Raw genomic sequence first — 13,946 nt, 5'->3', positions numbered from 1 at the left:
CGGAAGTGCCGCGGTCTGCTTTACAAGATCGGTAGATGAGATCGGGCCGTCCCCTATATCCAGTATCGTCGCGATACTCAGTTAGGCGACGAGCGCTGTGCTTATTGGGGTATCGAGTGAGATGTCCCACCCTCTCCGCAGGGAAGCTCTACATGGGGTGCTGCCGGAATACGGAGGCGCTTCGGACCGTCTGGGGCACGTAGTCTGTTCTGTTGTGCCGAACGCCAATGAAGACAATCCCTCTGCCCTGAGCCAGGCGCAGCAGCGCGCGGTGAGCGAACTGCTGCGGGTGGCGCCCGTCGCCGACGACCTCGCCCGCCGATTCCAGGAGGCCGGGTTCTCGCTTGCCCTGGTGGGCGGCTCGGTTCGGGACGCGCTGCTGGGCCGGCTCGGCAACGACCTGGACTTCACGACCGACGCCCGCCCCGAGGACGTACTGAAGATCGTCCGGCCGTGGGCGGACGCCGTCTGGGAGGTCGGGATCGCCTTCGGTACCGTCGGCGCACAGAAGGATGCCCGCGTCGGGGACACTGTCAGGCCTTTTCAGATCGAGGTGACCACCTACCGGTCCGAGGCCTACGACCGCACCTCGCGCAAGCCCGAGGTGTCGTACGGCGATTCCATCGAGCAGGACCTCGTCCGCCGTGACTTCACGGTGAACGCGATGGCGGTGGCGCTGCCGGAGAAGGAGTTCATCGACCCGTACGGCGGTCGAGAAGACCTGGCGAAGCGCGTGCTGCGCACCCCGGGGACGCCCGAGGAATCCTTCTCCGACGATCCGCTGCGGATGATGCGTGCCGCCCGTTTCGCGGCGCAGCTCGACTTCGAGGTGGCCCCCGAGGTCGTCGCGGCGATGAAGGACATGGCCGGCCGTCTGGAGATCGTCTCGGCCGAGCGGGTCCGGGACGAGCTGAACAAGCTGATCCTCTCGGCCCACCCGCGCAAGGGGCTGACCCTGCTCGTCGACACCGGCCTCGCCGACCATGTCCTGCCCGAGCTGCCCGCCCTTCGGCTGGAGAGCGACGAGCACCACCGGCACAAGGACGTCTACGACCACACGCTGATCGTCCTGGAACAGGCCATGGCGCTGGAGGAGAACGGTTCCGACCTCACCCTCCGTCTTGCCGCGCTGCTCCACGACATCGGCAAGCCGCGTACCCGCCGCTTCGAGAAGGACGGCCGGGTCTCGTTCCACCACCACGAGGTGGTCGGAGCGAAGATGACCAAGAAGCGCATGACGGCGCTGAAGTACTCCAACGAACTGGTGAAGGACGTCTCGCAGCTGGTCGAACTCCACCTGCGCTTCCATGGCTACGGCACCGGGGAGTGGACGGACTCGGCGGTCCGCCGCTACGTCCGCGACGCGGGCCCGCTGCTCGACCGACTGCACAAGCTGACCCGGTCCGACTGCACGACCCGCAACAAGCGGAAGGCCGCCGCGCTCTCCCGGGCCTACGACGGCCTGGAGCAGCGCATCGCCGAGCTCCAGGAAAAGGAGGAACTTGATGCGATCCGCCCGGACCTCGACGGCAACCAGATCATGGAGATTCTGGGTATCCGCCCTGGTCCGGAGGTCGGCAAGGCCTACAAGCACATGCTGGAGCTGAGGCTGGAGAACGGGCCGATGGAGCACGACGCAGCAGTGGCCGCCCTCAAGGAGTGGTGGGCCGAGCAGGTCTGAGGATGCGCGGCAGGGTCATGTTTCACGTGAAACATGACCCTGCCGGGACGCGACGAGGGGCAATGTTTCACGTGAAACATCGCCCCTCGTCATCACCTCACTGCGGTCGTGCGTGATTCTGCTGCGGCTGTCGGCTGCGTTCGAAGCGGGCCATGGCCACGGCGACCGCCGCGTAGACGAAGGCGACCGTGATGACGAGGGTCGCTGAGCGGCCGTCCGGTGGGAGCATCAGCGCGGCCACAGCCGCGGCCCCGACGAAGGCGACGTTGAAGAGCACGTCGTACACCGAGAAGATCCGGCCGCGGAAACCGTCGTCGACGGACGACTGCACGATGGTGTCCGTGGCGATCTTCGCGCCCTGGGTGATCAGCCCCAGCACGAAGGAAGCGACGAGCATGGGGACGGTCGTGAACGGGAGGCCCAGCGCGGGCTCCAGTACGGCGGCGGACGCGGCGCACACAACGATCCAGCGGCCGGGGCCGAGCCGACCCGCGGTCCACGGCGTCACCACGGCGGCGGCGAAGAAGCCCGCGCCGGAGATCCCCAGGGCCAGCCCCAGCAGCCCGAGTCCGTGGTCCGGGTCCGGGGAGAGGGCGTACCGGCACAGCATCAGCACCAGGACGAGCAGCGCGCCGTAGCAGAAGCGCATCGCCGTCATGCTGACCAGCGCCCAGGCCGCCTCACGGCGCTGCGGTGCAACGAGATGCCGTATCGCCTCCAGAAGATCGCGTGCGGTGGTGATCACGGCCGTTCCCAGGCTCGGCTGTGCGGGATGCCGGTCCGGGCCGAGAAGGTCGGGGGCCATGGGCAGGGAGGCGAGGGCCGAGCACAGGTACAGGACGGCGCCCAGCGACACCACCGCGGCATCGGAATCCGAGGCGACCAGCCGTACCGCGAAGGCGAGGCCGCCGCCGGCGGTCGCGGCAAGGGTGCCGGCGGTCGGGGACAGAGAGTTGGCGAGCACCAGCCGGTCGGTGTCGACCACCCGTGGCAGTGCGGCGGAGAGACCCGAAAGGACGAAGCGGTTGACGGCCGTGACGCACAGGGCGGAGGCGTAGAAGAGCCAGTCGGGAACGTGGCTGACCATGAGGACGGCGGTGGCCGCGGCCAGTAGCGCACGCAGCAGATTGCCGTAGAGGAAGATCTGGCGGCGGCGCCAGCGGTCCAGGAGGACGCCGGCGAAGGGGCCCACGAGGGAGTACGGGAGGAGCAGGACGGCCATGGCCGAGGCGATCGCGGCCGGTGAGGTCTGCTTCTCCGGGGAGAAGACGACATAGGCGGCGAGGGCGACCTGGTAGACACCGTCGGCCCCCTGGGAGAGCAGGCGTATGACGAGTAGACGGCGGAAGTTCCGCAGGCGCAGCAGGACACGCAGGTCGCGGACGACGGACATGGGGCACAGCCTCACATATGGGGCCGTGCACAGGAGAAGGGTCCCCGGATCGGATGACTCGGGGACCCTTCTGAGCCCTGGCAGGAGCGTTTTTTTGCGAGCTTGAGCTGTGGAGCTTCAGCGTCCGGCGGTGTGCCGGGTCAGCGCTCGACGTCGCCGCGGATGAACTTCTCCACGTTCTCGCGGGCCTCGTCGTCGAAGTACTGGACCGGCGGGGACTTCATGAAGTAGCTGGACGCGGAGAGGATCGGGCCGCCGATGCCGCGGTCCTTGGCGATCTTCGCGGCGCGCAGGGCGTCGATGATGACACCCGCGGAGTTCGGGGAGTCCCAGACCTCGAGCTTGTACTCCAGGTTCAGCGGGACGTCGCCGAACGCACGGCCCTCGAGACGGACGTAGGCCCACTTGCGGTCGTCGAGCCAGGCGACGTAGTCGGACGGGCCGATGTGGACGTTCTTCTCGCCGAGGTCCCGGTCGGGGATCTGGGAGGTGACGGCCTGCGTCTTGGAGATCTTCTTGGACTCCAGGCGATCACGCTCGAGCATGTTCTTGAAGTCCATGTTGCCGCCGACGTTCAGCTGCATCGTGCGGTCCAGGACGACGCCCCGGTCCTCGAACAGCTTCGCCATGACGCGGTGCGTGATGGTGGCGCCGACCTGCGACTTGATGTCGTCACCGACGATCGGCACACCGGCCTCGGTGAACTTGTCCGCCCACTCCTTGGTGCCGGCGATGAAGACCGGGAGGGCGTTGACGAAGGCGACCTTGGCGTCGATGGCGCACTGGGCGTAGAACTTCGCCGCGTCCTCGGAACCGACGGGCAGGTAGCAGACCAGGACGTCGACCTGCTTGTCCTTGAGGATCTGGACGACGTCGACCGGCTCGGCCTCGGACTCCTCGATGGTCAGGCGGTAGTACTTGCCGAGACCGTCGAGGGTGTGGCCGCGCTGGACGGTCACGCCCGTGTTGGGCACGTCGCAGATCTTGATGGTGTTGTTCTCGGAGGCGCCGATGGCGTCCGCCAGGTCGAGGCCGACCTTCTTGGCGTCCACGTCGAACGCGGCGACGAACTCGATGTCCTTGACGTGGTACTCGCCGAACTGCACGTGCATCAGGCCGGGGACCTTGGACGCCGGGTCGGCGTCCTTGTAGTACTCGACTCCCTGTACCAGCGACGCGGCGCAGTTGCCCACGCCGACGACGGCTACGCGAACCGAACCCATTCCGGTTGCTCCCTGTGTGTACGAGTGAGGCCCTGAACGGGACTCACGTGGCGGTGTCGTCGGACGCATCCGGCCGGAGAGGTTCCCCGGACCGGGGCAGGGCGCCCGGCGCTCCATTGGTGGTGTTCTGCTGAGCGGACCCCCCGGAGGCGGAACCCTTCAGGTCCCGCCCGGCCCGCTCGCTCTCGATGAGCTCGTTCAGCCAGCGCACTTCGCGCTCCACGGACTCCATTCCGTGGCGCTGGAGCTCAAGCGTGTAGTCGTCGAGGCGCTCCCGAGTCCGTGCCAGCGAGGCGCGCATCTTCTCCAGGCGCTCCTCCAGCCGGCTGCGGCGGCCCTCCAGCACGCGCATCCGCACATCGCGCGAGGTCTGCCCGAAGAAGGCGAACCGCGCCGCGAAGTGCTCGTCCTCGTACGCGTCGGGGCCGGTCTGGGACAGAAGCTCCTCGAAGTGCTCCTTCCCCTCGGCCGTCAACCGGTAGACGATCTTGGCGCGGCGGCCGGCGAGCGGTGCGGCGAGGGCGTCCTCGGCGGTGTTCCCCGGCTCCTCGATCAACCAGCCGTTGGCGACCAGCGTCTTGAGGCAGGGGTAGAGCGTTCCGTAGCTGAAGGCACGGAAGACGCCGAGCGACGTGTTGAGGCGTTTCCGCAGCTCATAGCCGTGCATCGGGGACTCACGGAGCAGGCCGAGGACGGCGAACTCAAGAATGCCGGAACGCCGGCTCATGGTCCCCTCCTCTCGTCCGCGGCTTGCTTATCTCGCTCTGATGTATCGACTCGATACATCCCGACGATAGATCGACCTTCCCCGTGCGACAAGAGGAGCGACGGTGAACGGGATCACATCACCGATTCGTTGGAGGCAAGTTGCCTGATTTGGGGTGAACTTCGGGCCTCGGCGGGTTTTGGTGGTGCGTAGTCTGTGCGGCATGCACACCACCGGGAACCAAGTGACGCCTGGGGGGCGTCCACGTCCCCGGTGCAGTACGGGTGAATGCAGGACCGACCACATCCGTACTTTGGGGGGACCGGAAACCAGCCGCCGTTCCAGGCGCGCACGGGTGCGCCTGCCCGAGGAGTAATCGTTCGATGAGCGAGCACCGCCGCAAACCGCCGCCGCCGCAGGGAGGCGGACGTGCCGCGGCCCGACGCGGCCAGTCCGGACCGTCCTCCGGCCGCCGTGCGGCACCGCGAGGCGCCACCGGGTCTCTTTCCGACTCCTATGGGTCCAGTTCCTATGGGTCGGACTCGGGCTCGGGAGGTGAGGAGCGTCCGTACGGCAGCCGTGCCGAGGCACGCCGCGCGGCGCAGAGAAGCACGGGAAACAGTCGCCGCAGACCGGCCGACAACGGGAGCCGTGGTCCGGGTGGTCCTGCCGGGCCTGGGCGCGGCAGAGGCCGGGCGTCGACGGCGCCCGGCAAGAAGCGCCTGATCGACTACCCCCGGGCGAACAGGTTCGGCTGGCGCCGCTGGGTGCCTTCCTGGAGACTCGTCTCCGGCCTGTGCATCACCTTCTTCGGCAGCCTGGTCGCATTGGTCGGCGTCAGCTATGCCATGGTGGGCGTGCCGAGCGAGAACACGGCGGCCCAGTCCCAGAACAACGTCTACTACTGGTCCGACGGCAAGCAGATGGTCGCGACGGGCACCGGCGTCAACCGGCAGAACGTCAACATCGCCCAGATCCCCGAGGCCATGCAGAACGCGGTGATCTCGGCGGAGAACAAGAGCTTCTACACGGACCCGGGCGTCGACTTCAAGGGCATCGCCCGCGCTCTCGTCAACATGGCCCAGGGCGGTGAGACCCAGGGTGGTTCGACGATCACCCAGCAGTTCGTCAAGAACACCTACCTCAGCCAGGACCAGACGCTCACCCGGAAGTTCAAGGAGATGTTCATCTCCATCAAGGTGGGCACCAAGTTCAGCAAGTCCCAGATCCTCCAGGGCTACCTGAACACCTCCTACTTCGGCCGTGGCGCGTACGGCATCCAGGCCGCCGCCCAGACCTACTACGGCGTGGACGCCAAGGACCTCAAGCCGAGTCAGTGCGCGGTCCTGGCGGCCCTGCTCAAGGGCGCGACGTACTACGACCCCGCGGGTAACCCGGACATCGACCCCTCGGCATCTCAAAAGGCCAATTACCAGCGCTCGCACGACCGCTGGGCCTGGATCCTCGAGGAGATGCACAAGGACCAGCACCTCACCGACGCCGAGTACCAGACGGCCATCAAGAAGTACCCGATGCCCCAGGGTCGCAAGGCGATCAAGGGCATGACCGGCCAGATCAGCTACCTCGCCGACACGGCCAAGAAGTACGTCCTCGCGCACTCCAACATCACGGAGACGCAGTTCGACCAGGGCGGCTTCCAGATCTACACGACCTTCCAGAAGGACAAGGTCAACGCGCTGACCGCGGCCGTGGAGAAGGTCCAGAAGGCGCGCCTGGACCCGAAGAACCGCGAGAAGGACAAGTACGTCCAGTTCGGTGCCGCCTCGGTGGTGCCCAACGACGGCGCGATCGTCGCCCTGTACGGCGGTGCCGGCTACGAGAACAACCACTTCACCAACAACGCCGACACCTCCGGTGTCCCTGTCGGTTCGACGTGGAAGCCCTTCGTCCTGGCCGCCGCCATGCAGTACGGCACGTACAAGACCTCTCCCGAAGGGGTCTCGCCGCTGAGCAAGTACAACGGCAACGACCACCTCAAGGTCATGAACGAGGACGGCACCGCCGTCCTCAACAAGGACGGCTCGACGTTCTTCCAGAACAACGAGAGCAACTATCGCTGGGGATACATCAGCCTGCGCAAGGCGATGGAGCAGTCGATCAACACGCCGTTCGTGCAGCTCGGCTGGGACGTCGGCATGTCTCACGTGAGGGACGTGGCCAGCCGGTCCGGCATCCTGGACAGCAGCTTCGCGACCCTCAACCCGTCCTTCGCCCTCGGTACGTCGACTCCGAGCGCGATCCGCATGGCCGACGCCTACGCGACTTTCGCCGCCTCCGGCAAGCACGCGGACCCGTATTCGGTGACCGAGGTCAAGCAGGACGGAACTGACCTGCAGGGCTTCAGCAAGCCGAAGGTGACCAGCGCGATGCCCGAGAACATCGCGAACAACGTCACGGACACCCTGGAGAACGTGATCCAGAACGGTACGGGTACCAACGCCAAGGCCCTGGGCCGTACGGCGGCGGGCAAGACCGGTACCACCGACAGCAACAAGTCGGCCTGGTTCGTCGGCTACACCCAGCAGCTGGCCACGTCGGTGGCGATGTTCCGCGAGAATCCGAAGGACGCCGAGCTGCTCTCCATGAACGGCACCGCCGGCGTGGAGTCCATCCACGGTGGTGACATCCCGACCTCGGTGTGGACCGAGTACATGGAGTCCGCGCTGAAGGGCAAGAACGACCCGGGCTTCCCGGAGGCCACCAAGGTGGGTGAGATCGCCGACGAGTCGGGGGCTCCCTCGCCGACGCCGACCGTCAGCATCACGCCGAGCGAGACGCCGACCGAGACGCCGACCATCACGCCCAGCGAGACGGCCACCTCCCCGTCGCCCACGGCGACGGAGACCTGCCAGTTCACCTTCAACTGCTCCACCGACGGCGGTGACACCGGCAGCACGTCCGGTACGACGTCCTCGCCGACGGCTACGGAGACGACCGGCGACAGCAGCACCAGAGGCAATGCCAACGGTGGAGGAAATCTCTTCGGCGGGTCGACCGGCTAGCCGCGGTCTGACCGGTTGGTGACTGTTTCGCCCGCCGAAGTCTGTTTCACGTGAAACATGGGCCGTCGCACCGGACGAGGTGCGGCGGCCCTCGGCGTATTCCTAGAGAGGTACGGCAGGATGTGCCCCATGCCCAGTGCAGAGACGACGCCCGCGGGCGTGCGCGAGCCGGAGCCGGTGCGGCCGACCAGGGAAGACGAGGTCGCCGCCGCCGGGAGTGAGCTGATCGGTGGCCCCATCGGGCGGCGTGCCCTGCTCGGGGCGTCCTGGTGGACGCCTCTGCGGGTGGTCGTCATCGTGGCGGTCGGGATGTTCGCCCTCGGCATGGTCCAGAAGGTGCCCTGCTACGACAGTGGCTGGTTCTTCGGCGCGAGCTCCCAGTACACCCACGCCTGCTACTCGGACATTCCGCACCTCTACCAGGGGCGCGGTTTCGCCGACGGTCTGGTGCCGTACTTCGACAAGCTCCCGGGCGACATGGACTACCTCGAATACCCGGTGCTGACCGGTGTGTTCATGGAGGTGGCCGCGTGGCTCACGCCGGGCAGCGGCAGCATCATGCTCCAGGAGCAGGTGTACTGGTTCGTCAATGCCGGGATGCTGATGCTGTGCGCCGCCGTCATCGCGGTGTGCGTGGTCCGCACGCACCGCCGGCGTCCCTGGGACGGCCTGCTGGTCGCCCTGGCGCCCGCCTTCGCCCTGACCGCCACCATCAACTGGGACCTCCTGGCGGTCGCTCTGACGGCCGCGGCGATGCTCATGTGGTCCCGGAGCCGTCCCCTTGCGTTCGGCGTCCTCCTGGGGCTTGCCACGGCCGCCAAGCTGTATCCCGTGTTCCTGCTGGGGCCGCTGTTCCTGCTGTGCTGGCGTGCGGGCAAGTGGCGGGAGTTCTTCATCGCCACGGGCGGTGCAGTGGCCGCCTGGCTCGTCGTGAACCTGCCGGTGATGATCTTCGCCTTCGACGGCTGGTCGAAGTTCTACACGTTCAGCCAGGAGCGGGGCGTCGACTTCGGTTCCTTCTGGCTGATCTGGGCGCAGAACACGACCACCCCGCCCAGCACCGACTTCGTGAACACCGCGGCCACGGTCCTGGTGCTGCTCTGCTTCCTGGGCATCGCTGTCCTGACCCTCACCGCACCGCGCCGGCCACGCTTCGCCCAGCTGGCCTTCCTCGTCGTGGCGGCCTTCATCCTCACCAACAAGGTCTACTCCCCGCAGTACGTGCTGTGGCTGGTGCCGCTGGCCGTGCTCGCCCGGCCCAAGTGGCGGGACTTCCTGATCTGGCAGGCGTGCGAGGTGGCGTACTTCCTGGGGATCTGGATGTACCTCGCGTACACGACCAGCGGAGACGCCCACAAGGGTCTGCCGACCGACGGCTACCACTGGGCCATCGCCGTGCATCTGCTGGGCACGCTCTACCTGTGCGCCATGGTCGTGCGCGACATCCTGATGCCCGAGCGGGACGTGGTGCGCCGCACCGGGGAGGACGATCCCTCGGGAGGGGTGCTGGACGGTGCGGAGGACGTCTTCGTACTGGGCGCGGCAGCCCATCCCCCGCGCCACGCCGTCCACTTCGAGGGGCCGCAGGTGGAATGGGGAAGCCGATCCTCCGAGGACGGTTCGCTCTGAGCGAACAGCCCAGGTCCTGGACGTGAAAGGGGCCGCACACGGACTCCGTGTGCGGCCCCTTTCACTGTCCTGCGGCCGGTCAGCGGTCCACGAGACGGTCGAACTGGGTGGTGGTGTGCCGCAGGTGGGCCACCAGCTCCTCACCGACCTTCGGCTCCGGGGCGTCCGAGGGCACGAAGAGAATCGACACCTGCATGTGCGGCGGCTCCGCGAACCAGCGCTGCTTGCCACCCCAGACGAACGGAGCGAGGTTCCGGTTCACCGTGGCCAGGCCGGCCCGTGCGACGCCCTTGGCGCGCGGCATGACGCCGTGCAGGGCCTTCGGGGCCTCCAGGCCCACCCCGTGCGACGTACCGCCCGCCACGACCACCAGAAAGCCGTCCGAGGCCGCCTTCTGCTGCCGGTAGCCGAACCGGTCGCCTTTGGCGACGCGGGTGACGTCCAGGACCGCCCCGCGGTACTCGGTCGCGTCATGGTCCCCCAGCCACAGCCGGGTGCCGATCCGGGCCCGGAACCGGGTCTGCGGGAACTGCTGCTGCAGCCGGGCGAGTTCGTCGGCCTTGAGGTGGCTGACGAACATCGTGTGCAGCGGCAGCCGGGCCGCGCGCAGCCGGTCCATCCAGCCGATGACCTCCTCGACGGCGTCCGAGCCGTCGGTGCGGTCCAGCGGCAGGTGGATGGCGAAGCCCTCCAGCCGGACGTTCTCTATGGCCGAGTGCAGTTGCGGCAGGTCCTGCTCGCTGATGCCGTGCCGCTTCATCGTGGACATCACCTCGATGACCACGCGGGCGCCCACCAGGCCGTACACGCCGTCGATGGACGACACCGAGCGGATGACGCGGTCGGGCAGCGGCACCGGCTCCTCGCCGCGCCGGTACGGCGTCAGCACCAGCAGGTCGCCGCCGAACCAGTCCTTGATGCGCGCGGCCTCGTACGTCGTGCCGACGGCGAGGATGTCCGAGCCGAGTCGCGTGGCCTCTTCCGCCAGCCGCTCGTGCCCGAAGCCGTAGCCGTTGCCCTTGCAGACCGGGACCAGGCCCGGGAACTGCTCCTGCACGCGCTTGTGGTGCGCACGCCAGCGCGCGGTGTCGACGTAGAGCGTGAGCGCCATGGCCGGACCTGGGACCTTTCTGGGTGGCTGGGGTGTGCCAGAGGAGTGCGGTGTGTCAGGGCTATAGAAGCACGGAGCGTGACCTCAGCGGCGCGACATGTAGATGTCGAGAGCCTTGTGGAGCAGCTTGTTCAGCGGGAAGTCCCACTCGCCGAGGTACTCGGCGGCCTCACCGCCGGTGCCCACCTTGAACTGGATCAGGCCGAAGAGGTGGTCCGTCTCGTCCAGCGAGTCGGAGATGCCGCGCAGGTCGTAGGCGGTGGCGCCGAGCGCGTAGGCGTCGCGCAGCATCCGCCACTGCATGGCGTTCGAGGGGCGCACCTCGCGGCCGATGTTGTCGGAGGCGCCGTAGGAGTACCAGACGTGGCCGCCGACGATCAGCATGGTCGCCGCGGAGAGGTTCACCCCGTTGTGCCGGGCGAAGTACAGCCGCATCCGGTTGGGGTCCTCGGTGTTGAGGGCCGTCCACATGCGCTGGAAGTACGACAGCGGGCGCGGCCGGAAGTGGTCGCGCACGGCCGTGATCTCGTACAGCCGCTGCCACTCCGCCAGGTCCTGGTAACCGCCCTGGACCACCTCGACGCCGGCCTTCTCGGCCTTCTTGATGTTGCGGCGCCACAGCTGGTTGAAGTTCTTGTGGACCTCTTCCAGGGAACGGTTGGCCAGCGGCACCTGGAAGACATAGCGGGGCTGCACGTCGCCGAAGCCGGCACCGCCGTCCTCGCCCTGCTGCCAGCCCATCCGGCGCAGCTTGTCGGCCACTTCGAAGGCGCGCGGCTCGATGAAGTCGGGCTCGATGTCGCGCAGCCGCTTCACGTCCGGGTTCTGGATGCCCTGCTTGATGGAGTTGGCCTCCCAGCGCCGGATGATCACCGGCGGGCCCATCTTCACCGAGAACGCACCCTGCTGCTTGAGGTGGGCCAGCATCGGCTGGATCCACTCGTCGAGATTCGGCGCGTACCAGTTGATGACCGGGCCCTCGGGAAGGTAGGCCAGGTAGCGCTTGATCTTGGGCAGCTGGCGGTACAGCACCAGGCCGGCACCGACCATCTCGCCGGTGCGGTCGTCGAACCAGCCGAGGTTCTCCGAACGCCATTCCGCCTTGACATCGGCCCAGGCCGGGACCTGCATGTGGCTGGCAGCCGGCAGGCTCTGGATGTACGCCAGATGCTGTTCGCGGCTGATGGTCCGCAGGGTCAGGCTCATGTCGGGGCGCTCCTCGGGCTGGTGTGTCCCCATGGGTACAGGGGCTCCGGCTCTCGCGCCGAAGCCTACTGCGCCTTGCCCATGGCCTGACTGGGCGTACGCCACCTACGCCCCGGCTCCTGTCCGGCCGGGGCGTTCCACGGTGTTGTGGGGGTGCCGGACTCAGCCGAACAGGCCGCCGTTCGCCATGCCGATGAAGAAGCCGACGCCTGCGGCACCGAGACCCAGGATCAGACCGAAGCGCTCGCGCGTGGTGATCGAGATCCACTGCCCGTAGAGACCGGTGAGGAGGCCGATCAGACCGGTCCAGGAGCTGAGCAGGTGCAGGCTGTGGAAGAACGACGTGATGAAGGCGATCAGCCCGAGCACCAGCGTCACTGCCATCAGTGCGTCCTGGAGCGGATGGGTCTTGCCGTCGGTGGCGAACAGGGAGCCGGCGGTGTTGGGTCGCAATGCCTGTGCCATAGGGCACCTCCTGCGGAAGTGGCGCATCGTAGCGCCGTACACACCCGATGTGTACAGATTGAGGGCCACGGCGGCCGGATTTCAACCGGAAGCGGGTGTGCGGGTAGTCTGTACCGTCTGCAGCGGTGTCTGCCCAGACCCTGGCGGGATCCCAGCGGGAGCCCCCGAATGTCAGTGGCGGCCGATACCGTTGCGCACGCATCACAACCCTCCTGCCACGGAACGACCGTGGCCGCTGAGTCCAAAGGAGGTGGGTTCCACATGCGTCACTACGAGGTGATGGTCATCCTCGACCCCGATCTGGAGGAGCGCGCTGTCGCCCCCCTGATCGAGAACTTCCTCTCCGTCGTCCGTGAGGGCAGCGGAAAGGTCGAGAAGGTCGACACCTGGGGCCGTCGTCGTCTCTCGTACGAGATCAAGAAGAAGCCCGAGGGCATCTACTCGGTCATCGACCTGCAGGCCGAGCCTGCGGTCGTCAAGGAGCTCGACCGCCAGATGAACCTGAACGAGTCGGTCCTCCGGACCAAGGTCCTCCGCCCCGAGACCCACTGAGCTATCAGCTCAGCTGATCTCGGGATTTCGAGTAGCAGCACAAGCAGCCAGCAGCAAACCCGCCGAGAGGTTCCCCCATGGCAGGCGAGACCGTCATCACGGTCGTCGGCAATCTTGTCGATGACCCCGAGCTGCGCTTCACCCCCTCCGGTGCGGCGGTCGCGAAGTTCCGTGTCGCGTCCACTCCCCGCACCTTCGACCGTCAGACGAACGAGTGGAAGGACGGCGAGAGCCTGTTCCTGACCTGCTCGGTCTGGCGTCAGGCGGCGGAGAACGTCGCGGAGTCGCTCCAGCGAGGCATGCGCGTCATCGTGCAGGGCCGGCTGAAGCAGCGGTCCTACGAGGACCGTGAGGGTGTCAAGCGCACGGTCTACGAGCTGGACGTCGAGGAAGTCGGCGCCAGCCTGCGGAGCGCCACGGCCAAGGTCACCAAGACCGCCGGTGGCGGCGGCCGCGGTGGCCAGGGTGGTTACGGCGGCGGTGGCGGCCAGGGTGGCGGCAGCTGGGGCGGTGGCTCCGGCGGCGGCAACCAGGGCGGCGCCCCCAACGACGACCCCTGGGCTTCCGGCGCTCCCGCCGGTGGCGGCAACAACCAGGGCGGCGGCGGCTGGGGCGGCGGCTCCGGCTCCGGCGGCGGTGGCGGCTACTCGGACGAGCCCCCCTTCTAGGGGCCAAGGGCTCGCATCCCCACTTCTTGATCACACAGGAGAAACACCATGGCGAAGCCGCCTGTGCGCAAGCCTAAGAAGAAGGTCTGCGCTTTCTGCAAGGACAAGGTCACGTACGTGGACTACAAGGACACGAACATGCTGCGGAAGTTCATTTCCGACCGCGGCAAGATCCGTGCCCGTCGCGTGACCGGCAACTGCACGCAGCACCAGCGTGACGTCGCCACGGCCGTCAAGAACAGCCGTGAGATGGCGCTGCTGCCCTACACCTCCACCGCGCGCTAAGGGA

General features: G+C 67.5%; 12 protein-coding genes. 6 read left to right on the top strand and 6 right to left on the bottom strand.

Annotation, left to right across the window (positions count from 1 at the left end):
* Positions 1-214: 214 nt before the first annotated feature.
* Positions 215-1,681, top strand: coding sequence for a CCA tRNA nucleotidyltransferase (locus ACFWPQ_RS33560; RefSeq protein ID WP_384043078.1), 1,467 nt, complete (start codon positions 215-217; stop codon positions 1,679-1,681).
* Between the two features lie 97 nt (positions 1,682-1,778).
* On the opposite strand, the gene ACFWPQ_RS33555 is transcribed toward ACFWPQ_RS33560, so the two are convergent.
* The 3 genes from ACFWPQ_RS33555 to ACFWPQ_RS33545 form a co-directional block, all read right to left on the bottom strand.
* On the bottom strand, positions 1,779-3,074 hold the full coding sequence (locus ACFWPQ_RS33555; RefSeq protein ID WP_384043075.1) for an MFS transporter: 1,296 nt from the start codon (positions 3,072-3,074) through the stop codon (positions 1,779-1,781).
* Positions 3,075-3,214: 140 nt separating this feature from the next.
* Positions 3,215-4,297, bottom strand: a complete 1,083-nt coding sequence (locus ACFWPQ_RS33550; protein WP_361285230.1) for an inositol-3-phosphate synthase — start codon at positions 4,295-4,297, stop codon at positions 3,215-3,217.
* Between the two features lie 43 nt (positions 4,298-4,340).
* Positions 4,341-5,024, bottom strand: coding sequence for a PadR family transcriptional regulator (locus ACFWPQ_RS33545; protein WP_384043072.1), 684 nt, complete (start codon positions 5,022-5,024; stop codon positions 4,341-4,343).
* Positions 5,025-5,770: 746 nt separating this feature from the next.
* On the opposite strand from ACFWPQ_RS33545, the gene ACFWPQ_RS33540 reads away from it, so the two are divergent.
* Together ACFWPQ_RS33540 and ACFWPQ_RS33535 are read left to right on the top strand one after the other, a co-directional pair.
* Complete coding sequence (locus ACFWPQ_RS33540; RefSeq protein ID WP_384043069.1) at positions 5,771-8,026, top strand: transglycosylase domain-containing protein; 2,256 nt, start codon at positions 5,771-5,773, stop codon at positions 8,024-8,026.
* A gap of 129 nt (positions 8,027-8,155) precedes the next feature.
* Positions 8,156-9,655: a glycosyltransferase family 87 protein gene (locus ACFWPQ_RS33535; RefSeq protein WP_384043066.1), complete on the top strand. Its 1,500-nt coding sequence runs from the start codon at positions 8,156-8,158 to the stop codon at positions 9,653-9,655.
* 79 nt (positions 9,656-9,734) lie between these two features.
* On the opposite strand, the gene ACFWPQ_RS33530 is transcribed toward ACFWPQ_RS33535, so the two are convergent.
* The 3 genes from ACFWPQ_RS33530 to ACFWPQ_RS33520 form a co-directional block, all read right to left on the bottom strand.
* On the bottom strand, positions 9,735-10,766 hold the full coding sequence (locus tag ACFWPQ_RS33530; protein WP_089100475.1) for an alanine racemase: 1,032 nt from the start codon (positions 10,764-10,766) through the stop codon (positions 9,735-9,737).
* 84 nt (positions 10,767-10,850) lie between these two features.
* Positions 10,851-11,972: a peptidoglycan bridge formation glycyltransferase FemX gene (femX, locus tag ACFWPQ_RS33525; RefSeq protein ID WP_361285217.1), complete on the bottom strand. Its 1,122-nt coding sequence runs from the start codon at positions 11,970-11,972 to the stop codon at positions 10,851-10,853.
* Between the two features lie 162 nt (positions 11,973-12,134).
* Positions 12,135-12,437, bottom strand: coding sequence for a hypothetical protein (locus ACFWPQ_RS33520; RefSeq protein WP_384043063.1), 303 nt, complete (start codon positions 12,435-12,437; stop codon positions 12,135-12,137).
* A 261-nt stretch (positions 12,438-12,698) separates the two neighbouring features.
* Here ACFWPQ_RS33520 and rpsF point away from each other — a divergent pair, with 261 nt between their 5' ends.
* The 3 genes from rpsF (at position 12,699) to rpsR (ending at position 13,942) form a co-directional block, all read left to right on the top strand.
* Positions 12,699-12,989, top strand: coding sequence for a 30S ribosomal protein S6 (gene rpsF / locus ACFWPQ_RS33515; protein ID WP_261703747.1), 291 nt, complete (start codon positions 12,699-12,701; stop codon positions 12,987-12,989).
* Positions 12,990-13,066: 77 nt separating this feature from the next.
* The gene (locus ACFWPQ_RS33510; RefSeq protein WP_384043061.1) at positions 13,067-13,657 is read left to right on the top strand and encodes a single-stranded DNA-binding protein; all 591 of its coding nucleotides are present in this window, start codon (positions 13,067-13,069) and stop codon (positions 13,655-13,657) included.
* A gap of 48 nt (positions 13,658-13,705) precedes the next feature.
* Complete coding sequence (rpsR, locus tag ACFWPQ_RS33505) at positions 13,706-13,942, top strand: 30S ribosomal protein S18 (protein WP_003949403.1); 237 nt, start codon at positions 13,706-13,708, stop codon at positions 13,940-13,942.
* Positions 13,943-13,946: the final 4 nt, after the last annotated feature.

The organism is Streptomyces sp. NPDC058464 (assembly GCF_042721035.1).
Lineage (GTDB): Bacteria > Actinomycetota > Actinomycetes > Streptomycetales > Streptomycetaceae > Streptomyces.
Note: the sequence above shows the minus strand (reverse complement) of the source record. Positions and strands in the feature narration are given on the sequence as shown.